This is a genomic window from Agarivorans sp. TSD2052, assembly GCF_023238625.1.
Classification (GTDB): domain Bacteria; phylum Pseudomonadota; class Gammaproteobacteria; order Enterobacterales; family Celerinatantimonadaceae; genus Agarivorans.
In genome coordinates, this window is the sequence record NZ_CP096670.1 from 3,887,214 (window position 1) to 3,907,572 (window position 20,359).

General features: G+C 45.3%; 15 protein-coding genes and 3 tRNA genes. 7 read left to right on the forward strand and 11 right to left on the reverse strand.

Annotation, left to right across the window (positions count from 1 at the left end):
• Positions 1 to 31 precede the first annotated feature (31 nt).
• Genes miaA through M0C34_RS17745 form a run of 5 tightly spaced genes read right to left on the reverse strand, consistent with a single transcriptional unit; the run spans position 32 to position 6,115 of the window.
• On the reverse strand, positions 32 to 958 hold the full coding sequence (gene miaA / locus M0C34_RS17720; RefSeq protein WP_248712992.1) for a tRNA (adenosine(37)-N6)-dimethylallyltransferase MiaA: 927 nt from the start codon (positions 956 to 958) through the stop codon (positions 32 to 34).
• Positions 951 to 2,780 carry a DNA mismatch repair endonuclease MutL gene (mutL, locus tag M0C34_RS17725; RefSeq protein ID WP_248712993.1) on the reverse strand — a complete coding sequence of 610 codons (1,830 nt, stop codon included), beginning with the start codon at positions 2,778 to 2,780 and terminating at the stop codon, positions 951 to 953. Before mutL ends, miaA begins: the two co-directional genes overlap by 8 nt.
• A gap of 4 nt (positions 2,781 to 2,784) precedes the next feature.
• A complete protein-coding gene (locus M0C34_RS17735; RefSeq protein ID WP_305883139.1) occupies positions 2,785 to 4,134 on the reverse strand; it encodes an N-acetylmuramoyl-L-alanine amidase in 1,350 nt (449 codons plus the stop codon).
• Positions 4,124 to 4,594 carry a tRNA (adenosine(37)-N6)-threonylcarbamoyltransferase complex ATPase subunit type 1 TsaE gene (tsaE, locus tag M0C34_RS17740; RefSeq protein WP_248712994.1) on the reverse strand — a complete coding sequence of 157 codons (471 nt, stop codon included), beginning with the start codon at positions 4,592 to 4,594 and terminating at the stop codon, positions 4,124 to 4,126. Before tsaE ends, M0C34_RS17735 begins: the two co-directional genes overlap by 11 nt.
• Positions 4,595 to 4,597: 3 nt before the next feature.
• On the reverse strand, positions 4,598 to 6,115 hold the full coding sequence (locus M0C34_RS17745) for an NAD(P)H-hydrate dehydratase (protein ID WP_248712995.1): 1,518 nt from the start codon (positions 6,113 to 6,115) through the stop codon (positions 4,598 to 4,600).
• On the opposite strand from M0C34_RS17745, the gene queG reads away from it, so the two are divergent.
• Both queG and ppgK read left to right on the forward strand, forming a co-directional pair.
• Positions 6,114 to 7,247: a tRNA epoxyqueuosine(34) reductase QueG gene (gene queG, locus M0C34_RS17750; protein ID WP_248712996.1), complete on the forward strand. Its 1,134-nt coding sequence runs from the start codon at positions 6,114 to 6,116 to the stop codon at positions 7,245 to 7,247. The genes M0C34_RS17745 and queG overlap by 2 nt on opposite strands.
• A gap of 58 nt (positions 7,248 to 7,305) precedes the next feature.
• The gene (gene ppgK / locus M0C34_RS17755; RefSeq protein ID WP_248712997.1) at positions 7,306 to 8,043 is read left to right on the forward strand and encodes a polyphosphate--glucose phosphotransferase; all 738 of its coding nucleotides are present in this window, start codon (positions 7,306 to 7,308) and stop codon (positions 8,041 to 8,043) included.
• Here ppgK and M0C34_RS17760 read toward each other — a convergent pair.
• The 5 genes from M0C34_RS17760 to orn all read right to left on the reverse strand — a co-directional run bounded on the left by M0C34_RS17760 (position 8,040) and on the right by orn (position 10,451).
• Complete coding sequence (locus tag M0C34_RS17760; RefSeq protein WP_248712998.1) at positions 8,040 to 8,762, reverse strand: DNA alkylation repair protein; 723 nt, start codon at positions 8,760 to 8,762, stop codon at positions 8,040 to 8,042. The genes ppgK and M0C34_RS17760 overlap by 4 nt on opposite strands.
• A gap of 133 nt (positions 8,763 to 8,895) precedes the next feature.
• Positions 8,896 to 8,971: transfer RNA gene (locus tag M0C34_RS17765), tRNA-Gly, on the reverse strand.
• A gap of 241 nt (positions 8,972 to 9,212) precedes the next feature.
• Positions 9,213 to 9,288: transfer RNA gene (locus tag M0C34_RS17770), tRNA-Gly, on the reverse strand.
• Positions 9,289 to 9,618: 330 nt separating this feature from the next.
• Positions 9,619 to 9,694, reverse strand: a tRNA-Gly gene (locus M0C34_RS17775).
• A gap of 202 nt (positions 9,695 to 9,896) precedes the next feature.
• On the reverse strand, positions 9,897 to 10,451 hold the full coding sequence (gene orn, locus M0C34_RS17780) for an oligoribonuclease (protein WP_248712999.1): 555 nt from the start codon (positions 10,449 to 10,451) through the stop codon (positions 9,897 to 9,899).
• Positions 10,452 to 10,544: 93 nt separating this feature from the next.
• Between orn and rsgA the strand changes: the two genes are divergently transcribed.
• The 4 genes from rsgA (at position 10,545) to M0C34_RS17800 (ending at position 17,362) form a co-directional block, all read left to right on the forward strand.
• Entirely contained in the window at positions 10,545 to 11,585 is a 1,041-nt protein-coding gene (rsgA, locus tag M0C34_RS17785; protein WP_248713000.1) for a small ribosomal subunit biogenesis GTPase RsgA, read from the forward strand.
• 24 nt (positions 11,586 to 11,609) lie between these two features.
• Positions 11,610 to 12,467 carry an archaetidylserine decarboxylase gene (asd, locus tag M0C34_RS17790; protein ID WP_248713001.1) on the forward strand — a complete coding sequence of 286 codons (858 nt, stop codon included), beginning with the start codon at positions 11,610 to 11,612 and terminating at the stop codon, positions 12,465 to 12,467.
• Positions 12,468 to 12,612: 145 nt separating this feature from the next.
• Positions 12,613 to 15,888: a miniconductance mechanosensitive channel MscM gene (gene mscM / locus M0C34_RS17795; RefSeq protein ID WP_248713002.1), complete on the forward strand. Its 3,276-nt coding sequence runs from the start codon at positions 12,613 to 12,615 to the stop codon at positions 15,886 to 15,888.
• A 70-nt stretch (positions 15,889 to 15,958) separates the two neighbouring features.
• Positions 15,959 to 17,362: an SLC13 family permease gene (locus tag M0C34_RS17800; RefSeq protein WP_248713003.1), complete on the forward strand. Its 1,404-nt coding sequence runs from the start codon at positions 15,959 to 15,961 to the stop codon at positions 17,360 to 17,362.
• A gap of 32 nt (positions 17,363 to 17,394) precedes the next feature.
• On the opposite strand, the gene epmA is transcribed toward M0C34_RS17800, so the two are convergent.
• Positions 17,395 to 18,369, reverse strand: a complete 975-nt coding sequence (epmA, locus tag M0C34_RS17805) for an elongation factor P--(R)-beta-lysine ligase (RefSeq protein WP_248713004.1) — start codon at positions 18,367 to 18,369, stop codon at positions 17,395 to 17,397.
• 196 nt (positions 18,370 to 18,565) lie between these two features.
• On the opposite strand from epmA, the gene frdA reads away from it, so the two are divergent.
• Positions 18,566 to 20,359 carry a fumarate reductase (quinol) flavoprotein subunit gene (frdA, locus tag M0C34_RS17810; RefSeq protein ID WP_248713005.1) on the forward strand — a complete coding sequence of 598 codons (1,794 nt, stop codon included), beginning with the start codon at positions 18,566 to 18,568 and terminating at the stop codon, positions 20,357 to 20,359.

The following is a 20,359-nucleotide window of genomic DNA, read 5'->3' on the forward strand; positions in this document are numbered from 1 at the left end:
ACCACTAAGTTGGTGCCTTATAGCGACATTTTCAAGTATCACTTAGTGAATTAATAATTATTTTGTTATTTTCTGGGTCTGCGCTTTGCAGCCAAGTGAGTGCGGGCCAACTTTTTAGCCAGTTCATTTGTTTCTTAGCCAGCTGCCGAGTCGCCACTATTCCACGAAATACCATTTCATCATAATCAATTTCACCACTAAGATATTGCCACATTTGTCGGTAACCAACACTCCGCATCGACGGCAAGCCTAAATTGAGATCCCCTCTTTGCATCAGCGCTTTGACCTCAGTTTCAAAGCCGAGTTCCAGCATCATATGAAAACGTCGCTCTATCAGATGGTGTAATTGCACTTTTTCTTTCGGAGTAATAGCAAATTGATGCACCTTAAACGGCAACTTAGCAACCGGCTGGCTATTTAACTCAGTCAAAGACTTCCCGCTTAAACGATAGACTTCTATTGCTCTCATTAAGCGTTGATGATCATTGACACTGATCCTTGCTGCGCTGGTCGGATCGTACTCCGCTAATTGGCGATGCAAATCGTCCCATGAGCTGTCTACAGCCTGTTGTTGTATTTCAGCTCGTAATTGAGCATCGGCTTCTGGTAAATCAGCGATGCCGTCGACCAGCGCTTTAAAATACAACATGGTTCCCCCCACCAGCAGAGGAATATTACCGCGCTGATGGATCTCACTAATCTGTAACAAAGCATCTCGACGAAAGTCAGCCGCAGAATAGACCGCGGTTGGCTCACAAATATCGATCAAGGCATGGGGAGCGTTGGCTTGCTCTTGCGCTGTCGGCTTCGCTGTACCAATGTCCATACCGCGATATATTAAAGCTGAATCAACGCTAACCAACTCACACCCTAACTGCTGGTGTAAATCTATAGCTAAAGCTGTTTTTCCTGAGGCTGTAGGCCCCATCAGCGTAATCACAGGTAAAGGACTAGACATGAGAAAAACCCTCTATCGTTGTACTAACATCCAATATTCGCCACAAGTTTTCCGGTAATTTATCGACGTACTCGGCGTAAAGTTGCTGACAGTTTTCTTCCGCTTGTTGCCAACTAAATGACTCTGGTTTCACTTGCAATTTCACTAAGCCGCTGAGCAAGGCTTCAGGTTGTTGCCACTCGCTCTCTGGTAATTGACTCATCGCCTGCAACAAGTTGGGAATCACTTGCGAAAAATCGGCCTTTCTAAATAGTTTGGGCACTTGCCCAACGATCACTTGCGTTTTATTCAAATGGTTGAGGCTAAACCCTAATCGGGCGAATGCCTGTTGCTGCTGCAACGCCAGGGCCACTAGCGAAGCGTCCAATTTGAGCTTTAGTGGTAACAATAAAGGCACGCTATCAAGGCCTTGTTGCCACTGAGACAAAGCTTGCTTAAAGGCGAAGTGTTGTAAGCTAGCCCATAAATCAATCACGATAAGCTGTTGCTGACGCTCGACTAACAAGTAGCCCTTGTCGAGCAGATGCAATGGCCTTAATCCATCGCTTTGTTTAGCCGGTGACATCGCCGGCGTTGATTGTTGGCCGCTAACAAATTGCGCGGTACTGCCTAACCAGTGGTTGTTGGCGCCTAATTCATTAACGCTCGGTGGTGGCGAACGATGCAAATTTGACTGATATTGATGACGACCTTCTCCTGAATTACTGGGACTTGGCGTTTTAACTTGATAGTCAGCGGCTGAACGAGGATGGTAATAACTGGTTGTCGAAGCGTCAGCACTATCAACCAAGTCTTGCTCAACAAATGCCTCGTGAGCCCCCTGAGGAATATGTGCCAAGGCCGATGCTAAGACTTGCACAATATAATCGTGGACTAAACGAGCCTGATGAAAACGCACCTCGTGTTTTGCGGGGTGAACATTCACATCAACCTGATCTAAGGGCAGCTCTAAATACAACACGTAACTGGCGTGCTGGTCATCGGATAAATACGCAGAAAACGCATGACGTATTGCATGCTGCAATAACTTATCACGCATCATTCTTCCATTGACATAGAAGAACTGCTGGTCATTTTGTGCTCTAGCCACATCAGGCAAGCCCAGCCAACCATGCAAACGTAATTGGTCATGCTGATTGTTGATATGCAGGCAATGCTGAACAAAAGGGGCGCCAAGTACAGCGCTAATCCGTTTAAGCTGTTTATCGCGATCGTTAGCCATACGGTACTGACGTATTAACTTACCATTGTGTTTAAGGCTAACAGCAACGTCGAAACGGCTTAATGCCAAACGTTTAAGCAACTCATCAATATGCGAAAACTCGGTTTTTTCAGTACGAAGAAACTTACGTCTGGCTGGCGTATTAAAAAATAAATCGAGAACTTCAATAGAGCTTCCCACTGGATGAGCACAAGGATGCAAACTTACGTCCATGTCACGACCTGCAGCCTGTGCTTGCCAAGCTTGCTCTTGATTAACAGTTCGAGAACTCAAGCTTAAACGCGACACCGAGCTAATACTGGCTAAGGCTTCGCCTCTAAAGCCCAAAGTCGCAATATTATTTAGACCATCTAAACTGTCTATTTTACTGGTCGCATGACGACTTAAAGCCAAACACAGCTCTTCTTTGATAATACCGCTGCCATTATCCCTAATCAGGATACGCTTCGCGCCGCCTTTATCAATCTCAACATCGATACGCGTAGCGCCAGCATCTAGGCTGTTTTCAATCAGTTCTTTAACCACTGAAGCAGGGCGTTCAACCACCTCTCCAGCCGCTATTTGGTTGGCCAACTGCGCCGGTAATATTTGAATAGACATTACATCAACTATTTGGAATGGTCAGAACTTGACCTATTTTAAGAACATTAGAAGACAGCTTGTTGGCTTTTTTCAAACCATTAACGCTGGTGTTATAACGTGCAGCCAATACCGACAACGAATCACCACGTTGCACCGTATGCTTTCTCACACCGTAAGTTTGTGCGTACAAGGTTCCGGCTAAAGGCTTAGCGCTATAGTAAGTTTTAATGCCTTTAACCACGGCCTTGGCGATCTTCTCTTGATGATTACCCGACTTGAGAAGTTTTTCTTCTTTATGGTTAGTGATAAAACCAGCTTCGACCAAAATAGAGGGAATATCCGGCGATTTGAGTACCGCTAAGCTGGCATGTTCAGGGCGTTTCTTATGTAAACTCGTCACTTTCCCCAGTTCACCTAACACTTGCTTAGCCACCTCAAAGGCGGTATTCATTGAATAATCCATTTGCATATCAATCAGTGCAAAGTTGAGATGAGCATCATTTTCAACACTGCCCATCACTTCCCCTACCCCGCCAAGTAAATCAGACTCGGCTTCATGGTCTTCTAAATGGCGGCCAACCTCACTTTTAGCGCGCCGATTAGACACCACCCACACAGATGCTCCTTTCGGTTGCGACGAGGTAAAGCCATCGGCATGAATCGATACGAGAAAATCGGCTTTATTCTGACGAGCTATCTGTGAGCGCTTATTCAGGTTAACAAAGTAATCCCCCTGACGAACTAACACTGCTTTCAGGCCAGGCTCTTGATTAATAAGACGTTGAACCCGTTTAGCAATGGCCAGAGTCACATTTTTTTCATAGGTTTTACGATTACCAATTGCGCCTGGGTCTTCACCACCATGACCCGCATCAATAGCAATAATAATATCGCGATCGCCAGACAATTGCTGTTTGGTTTTAGTTTTAGAGATTTGCTGTTGCTGTTTTTTAGTCTCAGCTTTTCCCACTTTATCTGGTAAATCGATCACCAAACGATGGCCATAATTCCCGGTTGGCTTTAGCGCAAAAACCACAGGCGTTACCGCTTGGCTAAGTTCAACCACCATACGGTAGTCACCCTTATTCTTTGGTGTACTCGCGCGAACCTTTTTGACTAACTTGCCAGAAAGAGCAACCTTACTGAGTTCTGCGGCCATTTTGGTACTTTTTAGATCAACCACCAAGCGATGCGGCCCGCTTAGATTAAAATGACTAAATTCAGCAGCAGCCGATAGGTCCAGCACGATGCGAGTATTGTCAGGCCCACTCCAAACTCGTAAACCCGATACGCTAGAGCCTGCAAAGGCAAGCCCACACACAAAATACAACAATAAGCCAATCCCGCGGCTTAACAACCAGCTAAACTTCATGTTTATCTAAGCGCTCCAAAATAGTTCTTCCAGCCTCGGTGTAAGCGCTTATCTGGGCACTTCGCTGCTCTCCGAGATAGGCCAATTCAACCATCAAATCAGCTTCTGGCAAAAAACCCCTGCCTTTTTCTGGCCATTCAACTAAACACAAACAGTCTTCTGTAAAATAATCTCTAATGCCAATAAACTCTAGCTCTTCAGGATCAGCTAAGCGATACAAGTCAAAATGATTTACCTGCCACTGAGCCAGTTGATAAGGTTCTACCAGCGTGTAAGTAGGACTTTTTACTTTTCCTTGATGGCCTTTACCTTGAATAAAACCACGAGTAAGCGTGGTTTTACCGGCGCCTAAATCGCCTTCAAGATAGATAACACAAGCTTGCTCGCAAGCCTTAGATAACTGTTCACCCAAAGCGACTGTGGCCTCGGCATCATGTAATTGAGTTTGCCAGATTTTCATTTGCTATTTTAAATTCACTAATTGTCTTATATACGGCATCAAATCAGATGCTAACATGCCTCGCTCGCCCATTTCTGCGGCAAGATCTGCTGAGCGGCTATGAATACTCACACCAAGGCAGGCAATCTCAAACAAAGAATATTGCGCTGCAAATTGGCCGATTAACCCGCCAATGATACCAGACAATACATCACCCATCCCACCTGATGCCATTCCTGGGTTACCAAAATTACAAATTTTTATCGCTCCATTCCCACCCGCAATCACTGTTCCAGCACCTTTTAATACACAAACGCCGCCATAACGTTGCTGAATAGTGAAGGCCGCCGTCATTCTATCGGCCTCAATCTCTCCAATCGTGCAATTCAGCAAACGAGAGGCTTCGCCCGGATGGGGTGTGAGAACCCAATTACTTCGCCTTTGCGGCACTTGGGACAATAAGTTTAGGCCGTCAGCATCAACAACACTATGATAATTCTGCGCTAAGGCTTGCTTGAATAAACCTTTGGCCCATTCATCTTGGCCAAGTCCGGGGCCTAATACTGCGCAACTTGCTAGCTTAAGCGCATCCTGCAACAGTTCTGGCTGTTGCATCTCGATCCCCGTAACCATCAACTCTGGCCGACCGGATAAAATGACCAAATGGTGCTCAGGTTTAGTAATAACCCTCACTAAACCAGCCCCTACCCGCTGGCAGGCTTCTGCAGCCAAGCGAATCGCGCCAGCCATACCAATATTGCCACCTAATAACACCACTCGCCCAAAGTCACCTTTATGGCTAACGCGTGCGCGAGGCCTTAACATTGCAGATAAAGCCTGTTGTGAGCACAAAGCAATTTTGCTGCTATTATCTCGCTCAAACTGCTCGTCAAGCCCGAGACCTGCAAAGACGATGTCGCCAACATAGTTAGCGGCCTGCCCAGTAAATAAACCTTGTTTAGCCGCAATAAAAGTGATCGTAGCACTGGCTTGGATAACAGCCCCCAAGTTACGCCCAGAATTGGCACATAAGCCTGACGGAATATCTAACGCTAACACCGGTAGTGCTTGCTGGTTAACGTGGCCAAAAAACTGGACTAAAAACGGTCTCAAAGGGGTAGAAATACCAATCCCCATGACACCATCTACTATTAAGTCATATTGCCAATCTATTGCCTGCCAATCGCTACTCTGCCCTCCTGCGGCTAACCAAGCATCACGGGCCAATTGAGCTTCTTTGGGTAATTTATCAATCTTACCCAACTCAATTAGCTGAATTTTGATACCAAACTGTTTAGCTAAACGAGCAACCACATAAGCGTCACCACCATTGTTGCCACCACCGGCCAATACTAATATTTTACTCGCTTGTGGCCAACGGTACTGAAGGTAGGCAAAAGATGCAGCGCCAGCTCGTTCCATCAGTGACGACAAGCTAATACCTTGCTTTTCAGCAATCAAAACCTCTTGGTTTTTCACTACCTCGGCTCTCCACAAAGACTGTGGTAAACTTGTCGAAAATAAATCGTCTTGCTGAGCCATGTCCTTACCATCTGAAATCGACTTAAAACTGCTCGTTCAACATATCAAGCTCACCGCTAAAGCGCTAGGTTTTCAGCAAGTCGGCATAGCAGATGTGGATCTTAGTCAACATCATCAAAACCTCGATAGCTGGTTAGCTAAAGGCTACCACGGTGAAATGGATTATCTAAGTCGCAATCTTGACCTGCGTAAACACCCCGAGCAATTGCATCAAGGCACGCGAAGAGTCATTTCCGTGCGAATGGATTACCTACCTGAAGATGCTAAGTTTGCTCAAAGTCTAAGCAATAGCCAGCAAGCCTACATCAGCCGATATGCACTTGGGCGTGATTATCACAAACTGATGCGCAAACGCCTTAACCAGTTAGGCAAAGCAATCAACCAATACTGTGAGCGTCAGCTGAATATGCGACCATTTGTCGACTCAGCCCCCGTGTTAGAGCGCCAACTTGCTACGAAAGCAGGTTTAGGTTGGACAGGTAAGCACAGCTTAATCATTAACCAAGATGCCGGCTCGTGGTTTTTCTTAGGAGAGCTATTCATTGATTTACCGCTACCCACTGACCAAGCCGTGGAGCAGCAGTGTGGAGATTGTGTAGCCTGTATAACTATCTGTCCTACCCAAGCAATCGTAGCCCCCTATCAAGTTGATGCGCGTCGTTGCATTTCTTATTTGACCATCGAATACGCTGGAGTGATAGACGAAGAATTACGCCCCTTAATGGGAAACCGCATATATGGATGTGATGACTGCCAGTTAACTTGCCCATGGAATCGCTACGCACAACTGACTCAAGAAGCTGATTTTGCCACTCGCGAACAATTAGACCAACCCGGCTTATTAACCCTATTTGCTTGGACTGAAGCAGAGTTCCTCAGTAAAACTGAAGGGTCGCCGATCCGCCGGATTGGCTATCAACAATGGATCCGAAACCTAGCAATTGCCCTCGGCAACGCCAGTTACTCAGAGCAAGCCCTACAGCAACTCAAAGACAAACAAGATGTAGGCGAAATAGCACAACTTCATATACAGTGGGCAATAAGCCAACAACAAAACAAAGCAGCTACCGCCTCTCGTAAGACTGCACGTTTGATAAGAATTGTAGAAAAAGGATTAAGTCGCGATGCTTAATGCATCTCTCTTTTAACTTCTGTTACACTTTTTGTAACTAAACGGATGGAAGCAATTTATGCATTTACTCGGCGTTGATATAGGTGGCACAGGCATTAAGGCTGCCATTGTTGACTCAAAAACGGGTCAACTAATTAGTGAGCGGCATCGCATCGCCACTCCTCAACCTGCGACTCCTCAAGCAGTGGCAAGCACCCTAAAACTAATGGTGGAACATTTTAAATGGCAGGGCCCCATTGGTTGCGGATTCCCAGCTACCGTTCATCACGGTGTTGCACAAACGGCGTCTAATATAGATAAAAGCTGGATTGGCACCAATGTAGAAGCATTGTTTTCTGAATACACCGACTGTCCGTGTTACGTGGTTAATGACGCTGATGCTGCAGGCATGGCTGAAATGGACTTTGGCGCGGGGCTTGGCCATAAGGGAGTGGTGGTTATCATCACCGTTGGCACAGGCCTAGGCAGTGCCGTGTTTGTCAATGGTGAGCTGCTACCCAATACTGAGTTTGGCCATATTATTCTCGACGGACAAGTTGCTGAACATGTCGCCAGCGCGCGGGTGCGAGAGCTTGAAGATCTCAGCTGGAAAAGGTGGGGGAAACGCTTCAACCTCTACCTACAGCGCTTAGAATTTCTAATGTCTCCTGATTGCTTCATCATCGGCGGTGGAGCCAGTAAGAAATTTGATAAATACTCACCACAATTAGCACTAAAAGCCGAAGTATTGCCCGCGCAAGGCTTAAACCAAGCGGGTATTGTTGGGGCAGCTATGTACGCCCAACATCAGCTTTAACCCGAGGCTAAGATTGAGCCACTTAAATAGGCTTGGCGCAATGGTTCATTAAAGCGTTCAATCGCATAACGCAGCAACTCTCGAGGAAGCGCCTCAAGATGTTGCTGTAAAAATGCTTCTACTTCAGGCTGATTTCGCTTAGCCAGTTCACGTAGCATCCATCCCACTGCTTTATGCATTAACGGATGAGAGTGATGACGAAAACGTGCGGCTAAATCTAAGGTTATCGCACTATCATTCTGGCGAATGAAATAAAAACAACTCACCATAGCCATGCGCTGTTGCCACATACTATCGCTACGAGCTAACGCACCAAGAAAATTCATATCTTGTTGTTGCCAAATATAGGGCCCAATAAGATGCGGAGCAGAGCAGTCCACCAAATCCCAATTATTGACCCATTTTATGTGCTGCCGATAAAACGCTATTAACGCATGTTGCTGCGCTAAATTTTTCGCCTTTTTATATCGCCCACAAAGAACCAAGATGGCAAACAAGCGTTCTTCATGAAAAGAAGAACACATCAACGCCCTTAACTGATCTATCGGCAAAGGGTGGTCTTTAGCTACTTTGCGAACATTTGGCACTCGAACACCCAAGAACCGATCCCCCTCACCATAACCGCCTTCGAACGCTTGAAAAAACTGCGGCATAAAAGCGGCCCTTTCTGCGTCTGCATAGTCACGTAATGCTCTTTTTACTTGAATGACTTGATCCAAAAATATGCTCCCATATTTTCTTGGGATGAGTGGAGTGATCACAAACCTCTAAGGGAATCATAAAAGAAATAATTGAAATACGTAAAAGTAAGAAATAAAAAAAGCCCCACATCAAAGATGCAGGGCTTAAATTTGGAGCGGCACATCAGGTTCGAACTGATGACCTCAACCTTGGCAAGGTTGCGCTCTACCAACTGAGCTAGTGCCGCTTATTTTTTTATCACTATTTAATGTGGCAAGAGCTTAACCCTAAGGTTGCGCTACTCTTGATACTCACACTGAGCTAGTGCTGCTTAATTCTTTATCACTATTTAATGTGGCAAGTGCTTAACCCTAAGGTTGCGCTACTCTTGATACCCACACTGAGCTAGTGCTGCTTATATTGTTCATTAGCATCATCTGCTAACTTTTAATACTTCAGTCATTTGGTGATGACGAAGCTTTAAAATTTGGAGCGGCACATCAGGTTCGAACTGATGACCTCAACCTTGGCAAGGTTGCGCTCTACCAACTGAGCTAGTGCCGCTTAATTCTTTATCACTATTTAATGTGGCAAGTGCTTAACCCTAAGGTTGCGCTACTCTTGATACCACACTGAGCCAGTGCCGCTTAATTCTTTATCACTATTTAATGTGGCAAGTGCTTAACCCTAAGGTTGCGCTACTCTTAATACCCACACTGAGCTAGTGCCACTTAATTCTTTATCACTATTTAATGTGGCAAGTGCTTAACCCTAAGGTTGCGCTACTCTTGATACCCACACTGAGCTAGTGCTGCTTATATTGTTCATTAGCATCAGCATCATCTGCTAACTTTTAATACTTCAGTCATTTGGTGATGACGAAGCTTTAAAATTTGGAGCGGCACATCAGGTTCGAACTGATGACCTCAACCTTGGCAAGGTTGCGCTCTACCAACTGAGCTAGTGCCGCTTAATTTTTTATCACTATTTAATGTGGTAAGTGCTTAACCCTAAGGTTGCGCTACTCTTGATACCCACACTGAGCCAGTGCCGCTAATCCCAAACAACTAGATGGGCTTGCCTTCTCGTCATTTAGGGCTGCGAATTATACGAGGAATTTTTGCCTTTGCAAGAGCATAAAGGCAAAAAAATTCACCCAAGTAACTGTTTGGCTAGTTTTCGCCCAGCTTGAAGAAGGTTTTTTGGTAATGCTGCATTTCTGCAATCGATTCTCGTATGTCATCCAGAGCTAAATGGGTTCCTGTTTTACTAAAGCCATTTAAAATTTCAGGCTGCCAGCGACGTGCTAATTCTTTTACCGTACTGACATCAATATTACGATAATGAAAATACTTCTCTAACTCAGGTAAATACTGATGCATGAATCGACGGTCTTGACCAATACTGTTACCGCACATAGGTGATACACCTTTTGGCACCCATTGACTAATAAACGCCATCGTATCTTCAGATGCCTGTTGCTCGTTAACAGTGCTCGCCCGCACTCGCGCAACCAGTCCAGACCCAGTATGAGTATTAGTGCACCACTCATCCATACCTGAAAGTATGTCGTCAGATTGATGAACCGCAATCACCGGCCCCTCGGCCAAAATATTTAACTGGCCATCAGTAATAATGGTCGCTATTTCTAGAACTCGATCACTAATGGGCTCGAGACCAGTCATCTCCATATCTACCCAAACTAGATTATTTTCGCTAATAGTCATGTTGACCCTATTTATATTTTGGAAATATTTTCCGCAAATCTTTGATAAGCGGTATCATAGCGATTTATTACCCTTACTTGAATAGCAGTTTTCGTGACCAAGAGAAAGAAACTGAGCCAAGGACAACTTCGTCGTGTGCGAAGTAACCAACAAAAGCGCTTAAAAAAAGAAGATAGCCATCAATGGCTAGACGACCAACTAGGTCCTCAGCAAGAAGGTACTATCATTAGTCGCTTCGGCCAGCATGCCGACGTGGAAGACAACAGTGGAGAGATATTCCGCTGTAACTTACGTCGATCTATAGGCTCTCTCGTCACCGGAGATGAAGTAGTTTGGCGCTCCGGCAATGAAGAGCAATCTGGTATTCGCGGTATCATTGAAGCCTGTCATGAGCGTCGTTCTGTACTTACCCGCCCTGATTTTTACGATGGCATCAAACCCATTGCAGCAAATATTGATCAAGTCGTCATTGTTTCGGCAGTGCTACCAGAATTCTCAACCAATATCGTTGACCGTTATTTGGTAGCAGTTGAAGACGTAAATTTAGATCCCATTATTTTGCTAAACAAAGTTGATTTACTGGATGCCGAACAGCGACGCATCATTGAAGAGCAACTAAAAGACTACCAACAACTTGGCTACAAAGTCATTTACGCCAGTACCGTTGAAGAACAAGGGTTGGTCGACCTAAGCCAACAACTCACCAATAAAACCAGTATTTTTGTTGGCCAATCTGGTGTCGGTAAAAGCTCATTAGTAAACAGTCTCCTCCCAGATCAAAGTATTGATACTAAAGAAGTTTCAGAGTTATCAGGGCTAGGTCAACACACCACTACCACCGCGCGCATGTATCACTTGAAGCATGGTGGGCGCTTAATTGACTCTCCTGGCGTTCGAGAATTCCAGTTATGGCACTTAGAAAAAGATCGAGTGGCTTGGGGCTTTATAGAGTTCCGTCCTTGGCTTAATCAATGCAAATTTAGAGATTGTAAACACCAAGGCGACCCCGGCTGTGCGATGCAAGAAGCCATAGACTCGGGTAAAATTCAGCAAAAGCGATTCAACAGTTATCAGCGGCTGCTAGAAACAATGGAAAACAATAAACCAACCCGGGCTATTCCGGGTAAAAAATAAAATCAATAACAATGAGAGATCAGTGTGTTAGACAAAATTAAAGTTGCAGCTCAATATTGCTTCCCACAACACGGCTTATCGCGCTTAGTCGGTAAACTTGCTCAAGCCGAGGCGGGTAAATTTAGCCATTGGATAATCAAGCACTTCATTAGCCATTATCAAGTCAATATGAATGATGCTGTTGATAGCGAACCGAGTAGCTATGCTAGCTTCAATGCTTTTTTTACGCGCCCTTTAAAGCCGGGTACCCGCCCAATTGTTGAAGGTGAAGACACCCTCGCTCACCCTGTAGACGGAGCGGTAAGCCAACTGGGACCAATCCAACATGGTCGAATTATTCAAGCTAAAGGCCATGACTACAGCGCCCGTGAATTACTCGGAGGCGATAAAGCCTTAGCTGAAGAATTCAATGACGGTGACTTTGCCACTATTTACCTTGCGCCAAAAGACTACCACCGCATACATATGCCGTGTAAAGGCACCTTAAGAACGATGGTGTATGTTCCTGGTCAGCTCTTTTCCGTTAACCCTCTAACGGCCGCAAACGTGCCTAACTTGTTTGCCCGCAACGAACGTGTGGTGGCTATTTTTGATACCGAATTTGGACCAATGGCCATGGTGTTAGTTGGCGCGACTATTGTTGCTAGCATCGAAACTGTTTGGTCAGGTACAGTGACTCCTCCCGGTGGTAAACAAGTATTCAGCTGGGATTACCAAGATCAAAATATCTGCCTCGACAAAGGCGAAGAGATGGGACGCTTTAAATTAGGTTCTACCGTTGTCATGCTATTCGCTAACGACGCTATTGAGTTTCAAGCGGATCTAATCCCTACCACTACAACAGTAATGGGTAGTCACTTTGCCGGCAAACGCAGTAGCTAGAACGCAATAAATGGTTCCATTTATGGGGGCTTAGTCCCTCATTTACTGGAGAATCCATAGATTGTTACGCTAAATTTAATATTTATAATAAAATATACAACAACGTCTAAGCAATATTGCTTGCCTTCATCTTGGCTAATTATCAATGAATCTACCTGTAAGTGCTCGTTGGCTATTGTTTCCACTGTTATTTTGCTGTGTTGTTGCCCATGCTAACCAAACGGGTGAAACTCATCTCACTGGGCTGATTAGCTCTTTAAACACTCAGCCAAACAACCTTAATACCCAACAACAACAGCTTATTTATGAAGAATCTTTAGCATTGTTGAAAGAAGGTGACGATTACCGAAACAAAGCCAAAGAATATCGAAATATTATCAACAACTTCGCCAGCCTGCGCAGTGAGATCCAGCAACAACTAAATCAATTTGAAGACCCGACCCTCGACTGGAATGCCTTAAACTCAAAACAACTCACAGAGCAGCTGGGTGAGTGGCAAACCAAGCTCAATAATTCAAGCTCTGAAATAGATGAGCTCAAACAACGCCAGTACCGCATAGACTTAGATGTGAGTGAAAACCATCAGCGTAGCGGACCACTTCGTCAGCAACTTACCACACTGCGCGCCAATTTAGAGAAACAACAGTTTGGTGTACTCAATGAAGTAGAAGAAGCACAACGCGTTCGTAACCAAGTCTCAGAGGCCAGCTTAACCGCTCAACTTGCAATGCTTGATTTAGCCGCTCAAAGTGCTAATTATCGTAATGAGCTGCTACAGCTAAAAATCAGTTTATTGCAACGAGAACAACTGGCTGAAAAACGCATAGTAGAGCAGCTTAAAGGGGCTTTATCTATTGAACACCGAGCCGAAACGAAGCGTCTATCAGATCAGCTCGCCTTTGAAGCCCCTGAGCTACTCGAGCAGCCTTTAGTTAAAAACTTGGTTCAAAATAATCGACAGCTGCAAACACAACTATCAGCCTTGTTTGAACAAAGCGAAGACATAGCCCTGCAACAACAATTAGTTAATGAAGAGCTTGAGTATGTAAAACTCACTTTCGCGAACTTTAAAGAACAAGTTTCTTGGCTTAAAGTCACCCGTTCTTACGGTGAATATTTGCGCGAGCAAATCGCCACCCTACCTAAAGCAAAGACCCTCGCGCCCGTTGAGCAACAAATTATCGAAGTACGGATCAGTAAGCACCGCGAGCAAAATGAAATATATAATTTTCGCAGCGCTGCCAACCAACGCGCCCAGCAAGACTTGTTTGCTAGCCTCTCTGAGAGCCAAAGTAAAATTGTTAATAAGCACTTAAAACTGAATCAACAACTTTCAGCTAAATACCTGTTGGAATTAGATGCCCGCTTATTTGAACTTGCTCGGCTAAAGCTCGATTACTCTAGATTAAATGATCAACTGAAAACGATTAACCAAGAAGCCAATCAGGAGTTATTTTGGACAGCCGATGTGAAAGCCATCGACTTAAGTTTTTTCAGTGAACTGAGTCAGTCGCTAGCCTGGTTATTCAAAGCTCAGCATCTAACGCAACTTAAACAAGCGCTGCAAAGTACTTCTTGGCTGTGGCTGGTTTGGTTGGCTATGGTTGCTGCAAGCATTGGCTATGTCAGATACCTTAAGAAGCATTGGTTAAAAGGCTACCTGCAACGTATTGACGCCAAAACCGGGAATATCACCAGAGACCGCTTTAGTTATACGCTAAGCAATCTCTTGTTGAGCGCCGCTTTCGCCACTCCTATCGCTCTATTTATTGCCAGCCTAGGCTTTGGTTTGATGTATCAGTGGGAATTTGCCTATGTTCGGGATGTTGGCGACGCCCTAATCAAGGTGGCGATGGGCTTATGGCTATTTCATTTGTTACAACAATTTTGTCAGAAAAATGGCTTACTCAATACCCATTTTAAATGGCCGCTAATTAACATCCAACAAGCCATCACCCTAATTCGTAAGTTAGTCTATATCAGCTTGCCACTGCTGTTTGTGCTAAACCTATGTATTCTGCAAACCAGCCAACCCGCTTATAGCAGCTTAGCTCGCTTAACGTTTATCAGCATACTGGTATGGGCCGCCTATGGCTTTCATCGAATTTATCGCATGGAGCTACCTGTTAATTACCACTTAGATATTTTTAAAGCCCCGCAGCTAGCGAGAAAACTCATCTGGGGGGCAGCTATAAGCATTCCGCTCATCGCCGCCTTTGCCTCAGCGGCTGGCTTTTTTGCTACCGCGTTCACCGTATATTGGCAAGTGATGTGGAGTTTCATCATTGCCGCGATTTTCTTATTGATCTATTTACTTAGCCACCGCTGGATGTTGTTGCAACGAAGGCGTATTGCTTTTGATCGCGCCAAAGTACGTCGTGCCGAAATGATCGCCCAGCGTCATGCAGAAGATGAAGATGGCACTAGCTCCAATGAGGGGTTTGTTGACGCGATAGAAGAACCGGTTATTGATCTTGATACGATTAGTGCCCAATCATTAGGATTACTGCGAGCAGCCCTAATATTGGCGTTAGTCTCGGTGTTACTATTTAGCTGGTCAGAGATGACCAGTGCTTTTTCGTTTTTAGATAATGTGACCCTATGGGAAAGTAATACCAGCCGCGCGGGTGTCGCCATGGTCGACGCCATAACACTGCGCTCTGTAGGCTCTGCGTTATTGGTATTTTTCTTTACCATGCTATTGATTAGAAACCTACCCGGTTTATTAGAACTCATGGTGTTACAGCATTTATCACTTAGTCCCGGCACCGGCTTTGCCATTACCACCATGATTAACTACATGGTGATCCTATTTGGTATTTTCAGTGGCTTTGGTTTGTTAGGGATTGAATGGTCAAAACTGCAATGGTTAATCGCCGCCTTAACCGTGGGTTTGGGTTTTGGTCTGCAAGAAATATTTGCGAACTTTATTTCAGGTTTAATTATTTTATTTGAAAAGCCGATCAGAATCGGTGACACAGTGACCATCAGGGAGCTAACAGGTACCATTTCAAACATTGAAACTCGCGCTACCACTATCGTTGACTGGGATAGAAAAGAAATTATTGTTCCTAATAAAGCCTTTATTACCGAACAATTTATTAACTGGTCTCTCACCGACCCTATCACTCGGGTGGTACTCATGGTCCAAGTGAAACAAGGCTCAAATAATCAGTTGGTTACCGAGCTATTGCAAGAATCCGTTGAAGCAAACAGCTTAGTCTTAACCAACCCTACACCAGAAATTTACTTTACCGGATATACTGACAACGGATTAAAGTATGAGATGCGTGTTTACGTAAGTGAGATGCGTTATCGTTTGCCGATGACCCATGAATTGTATACTTTGATCAACGACAAGTTTAAGGCGAATAACATAGTTGTTGCCTACCCACAATTAGATGTATCTCTCAATTCCTAGGCCGGTGATTGGTTATCGTAGGGCTGTTAATACCCTTGTTATCAATTGATTAGCCTAGAGATGTTTTAGCATGTTATTGCGTAAAAATATAAAGCTACTTGTCTGTTTTATCATTCCTTTATTGATTTTGGCTCTGCCCACCAGCGCAATACCTCTGCCTGACTTAACGGTTGTCCAGCATCGAATAATTGCGATTTTTGTGTTGGCAGCCTTACTGTGGATATTTGAACCAGTCCCGGTATTTGCAACCTCGCTGTTAATTATCACCCTTGAACTGGTGCTCATTTCCACCCAAGGTATCAGCGTATTTATTGCTGATACAGGGCCCGCGCCAATGGGCGAGTTGATCCCTTACACCAGTATTTTTGGTGCTTTCTCTTCTCCGATAATCATGTTGTTCATGGGTGGCTTCGCCTTAGCAATTGCCGCCTCTAAATTCGAATTAGATAACAATTTGGCCCGAGTATTACTTAAACCATTTGGCAAAAAAGTACCGATGATCATGCTCGGCATTATGCTCATTACAGCGGTATTTAGTATGTTTATGAGCAACACCGCCACCACGGTCATGATGTTAGCGATTGTAGGCCCGATCATCGCCACCGCGCCTCGCACCGACCTGGGCATGAAAGGATTGGTGTTAGCCATTCCTGTAGCGGCGAATACCGGTGGTATTGGTACCCCAATCGGCACCCCGCCTAACGCGATCGCTTTACAATACATCCCAGAAGGGCAAATTACCTTCGCGTCTTGGATGGCTTTTGGTATTCCCTTCGTGATTATTCAACTGGCGATTGCGTGGTATATACTATGCAAGCTGTACCCATCTAAAACCGGCATTTTAGAACTCAAATTAAAAGGCACATTCCAACGAAACACCAGAGCCTACATAGTCTACGCTACCTTTGCCATGACCATCTTATTGTGGTTGAGCACGGCTTGGCACGGTATGAATAGCTATGTGGTAGCGATTATCCCACTTGCGGTGTTCACCCTCACGGGGGTGATTGGCAAAGAAGACCTCAAGCTATTCAACTGGGATGTGCTTTGGCTGGTTGCCGGTGGTATAGCGATGGGCATGGCGCTTGAGAAGAGTGGCTTAGCCGCCAAAATAGCCACCTCTATCGATTTTGCCAGCTTACCGACCTTAGGCGTAATTGTGGTGTTATCGATAATCTGTGTGGTGATGGCCAACTTCATGTCAAATACTGCCACCGCCAACTTGATTATGCCCATCGCCGCAGCTGTAGCCACTAGCTTAAGCGGCTTAGACGGAGACGGAGGCATTACCACCTTATTAATCATTGTCGCCTTATCTGCATCATTAGGCATGATGTTGCCAGTCAGCACGCCCCCCAACGCCTTGGCCTATTCCACCGGCTTTATTGAAACCAAAGATTTAATTAAAGTGGGCGGAATTATTGGCGCGACAGGCTTAGCCTTACTGTATGTTGCGATGCTGGTGATTCTTTAAACGTAAAATGGAGCCCCTTGGGGCTCCATGGTTTATGCCCGCTCAATGCTAAAACTTTGCACTTTTTGGATATGGTTTTGTTTTAACGCCAGCATTAATAAACGGTCAATTCCCAAAGCGACGCCAGCGCAATCCGGCAAACCTGCCGCTAACGCCGCTAACAAATGCTGGTCCACTGAAGCCGCGGTAAGACCGTGACGTTCACGATAACGCTGATCTTTAGCAAAGCGCTCTGCTTGTTCATTGGCGTCCGTTAACTCATGAAAACCATTGGCTAACTCCATACCGTGATAATACAACTCAAATCGCTCGGCGACTTGCGGGTCCTCAGTAGAAATCTTTGCCAAAGCAGCTTGAGAAGCGGGAAAATGATAAACAAAGCAAGGCTGTTGCTGGCCAATCTTTGGCTCAACGCCCAAGCCAAATAACAACTGCAAAATGGTATCCCGATTACGTTCATTGCGCACTAAATCAGCCACCCCAAAGGTATCCGCTGCGGCCACCATCTGGGCATGACTTGAACGGAGTGGATCAATACCGATATATTGTTGAAATGCATCAATATAACTAATACGTTCCGCTGGCCCACAACCCAGCACCAAATCAATTAACTGCTCCATTTCATCCATTAAATCAAAATGGTTAAACCCCAAGCGATACCACTCTAGCATGGTAAATTCGGGATTATGAAAACGGCCAGACTCTTCATTACGAAAGGCCTTAGCGATCTGGTAAATACAACCACTACCCGCAGCTAATAAACGCTTCATGTGAAATTCTGGCGAAGTCTGCAAATATAGACTCATTGAGTGTGGCGCCGCCGGCCCCGTCAAAGTGGTAGAAAAGCTATGCAGGTGCACATCACTCACACACGCTTGGCTCAACGCCGGCGTATCGACTTCCAGCACATTTCGCTGGCTAAAAAAACCGCGTATTTGTGTGACAATTGAAGCGCGTAGCCTAAGCAACTCAATGCTTGCAGAGGGTTGCCATAGTGTTTCAGACATGCAAATTAATTCCTGCAAAGGGTTATTTTTCTCCCCGAGATTTATACCACTTTTGTAACAAAAGCGGGAGTTATATCGCAAAAGGCAAATTATCTCGATGTGCTTCACAAAGTAGCGCTAATTTTTGATTTTAGTCAAGCTTCAAAAACTGAATACCCGCACAATCAAAGTAGGCTTATTTCGTATGGAGAAAAGCGTGGAAGTAATCAAAACTGATGTTGCCATTGTTGGCGCAGGGGGCGCAGGTTTACGTGCTGCGATCGAAGTTGCTGAGCAACACCCCGAGTTAGAAATAGCTTTAATTTCAAAAGTGTACCCAATGCGTAGCCACACCGTTGCCGCAGAAGGTGGTGCCGCTGGTGTTGCACAGGATCACGATAGTTTCGACAACCACTTTAACGACACCGTGTCTGGTGGCGACTGGTTATGTGAACAAGATGTCGTCGACTTCTTTGTTGAACGAGCCCCTAAAGAGCTTACTCAACTAGAACATTGGGGTTGCCCTTGGTCACGCCGTCCCGATGGCACTGTTAATGTGCGACGCTTTGGTGGAATGAAGATAGAGCGCACTTGGTTTGCTGCAGATAAAAGTGGCTTCCATATTCTCCACACGCTGTTCCAAACATCGATGAAATACCCCAGCATTAAGCGCTACGACGAACACTTCGTTCTAGATTTAATTGTTGAAAACGGCGAAGTCAAAGGAGTTATTGCCTTAGACATCGCCGAAGGCGTTGCCAAACTTATCCAGGCAAAATCTGTGATTATTGCCACCGGTGGTGCAGGCCGCGTGTATCGTTTCAATACCAACGGCGGTATTGTTACCGGCGATGGTATGGCTCTGGCTTACCGCCATGGTGTGGCGCTACGTGATATGGAGTTTGTCCAATATCACCCAACGGGTTTACCCGGTTCAGGCATTTTAATGACCGAAGGTTGTCGTGGCGAAGGCGGGATTCTCACCAATAAAGACGGCTACCGTTACTTGCAAGATTACGGCTTGGGTCCAGAAACCCCAGTTGGCGAACCTAAAAACAAGTACATGGAGCTAGGTCCTCGCGATCGCTTAAGCCAGTGTTTTTGGCAAGAAGCTCAATTAGGCCGAACCATTGAAGGGCCAAACGGTGACTACGTTAACCTCGACCTCACTCATCTGGGTGAAGAGTACCTTCATGAACGTTTACCATTTATTTGTGAGTTGGCCAAAGCTTACATGGGCGTTGACCCAGTCAAAGAACCTATCCCTGTAAGACCTACCGTTCACTACACCATGGGTGGAATTGAAACCAATGGCCGCTGCGCTACGTCCTTAAAGGGCTTATATGCAGCAGGCGAGTGTTCTTCAGTAGGTTTACATGGCGCCAACCGCTTAGGCTCTAATTCACTCACCGAAATCACCGTATTTGGCCAAGTAGCAGGTGAATCAGCAGCACGTAATGCCTTGGTAAGCGAGCATAGTGACAGTGCGTCATTGCTTGCTCAAGCTGAGCAAACACTGGCTAAATACCAAGCCTTAAAAAATACTCAAGGTGAAGAAAAACCAGCTGATATTCGCAATGAACTTGGACGCGCTATGGAATCAGGGGTAGGTATCTACCGCACCGAAGAAACCATGCAGCAAACCATCGACAAAATTGCAGAGCTGAAACAGCGCTACAAAAACATCAAGTTAGTTGATGACAGCGAAGTGTTTAATACTGAATGGTTATATGCGGTTGAGCTGGGTTATTTATTAGATGTTGCGGAATCTATGGCGGTATCAGCGATTAACCGTAAAGAAAGCCGCGGTTCTCACCAACGCATTGACGGCTTTGAGCAACGTGATGATGTCAATTACTTAAAACACACCCTCGCTATATATCGTCCAGACATGGCGCCGGAAATTAGCTATAGCGATGTGAAAATCACCAAGTCTCAACCCGCTGAGCGTGTCTATGGCGCAGCGGCCGATGCCCAAGAAGCAGCTAACAAAAAAGCGGAGGCACAATAA

Coding starts and splice junctions, on each gene's coding strand:
- orn (WP_248712999.1), bottom strand. CDS start 10,451: ATGACTATTAGCGAAAATAATCTAGTTTGGGTAGATATGGAGATGACT.
- tsaE (WP_248712994.1), bottom strand. CDS start 4,594: ATGAAAATCTGGCAAACTCAATTACATGATGCCGAGGCCACAGTCGCT.
- mscM (WP_248713002.1), top strand. CDS start 12,613: ATGAATCTACCTGTAAGTGCTCGTTGGCTATTGTTTCCACTGTTATTT.
- M0C34_RS17735 (WP_305883139.1), bottom strand. CDS start 4,134: ATGAAGTTTAGCTGGTTGTTAAGCCGCGGGATTGGCTTATTGTTGTAT.
- M0C34_RS17800 (WP_248713003.1), top strand. CDS start 15,959: ATGTTATTGCGTAAAAATATAAAGCTACTTGTCTGTTTTATCATTCCT.
- M0C34_RS17745 (WP_248712995.1), bottom strand. CDS start 6,115: ATGGCTCAGCAAGACGATTTATTTTCGACAAGTTTACCACAGTCTTTG.
- ppgK (WP_248712997.1), top strand. CDS start 7,306: ATGCATTTACTCGGCGTTGATATAGGTGGCACAGGCATTAAGGCTGCC.
- miaA (WP_248712992.1), bottom strand. CDS start 958: ATGTCTAGTCCTTTACCTGTGATTACGCTGATGGGGCCTACAGCCTCA.
- epmA (WP_248713004.1), bottom strand. CDS start 18,369: ATGTCTGAAACACTATGGCAACCCTCTGCAAGCATTGAGTTGCTTAGG.
- mutL (WP_248712993.1), bottom strand. CDS start 2,780: ATGTCTATTCAAATATTACCGGCGCAGTTGGCCAACCAAATAGCGGCT.
- queG (WP_248712996.1), top strand. CDS start 6,114: ATGTCCTTACCATCTGAAATCGACTTAAAACTGCTCGTTCAACATATC.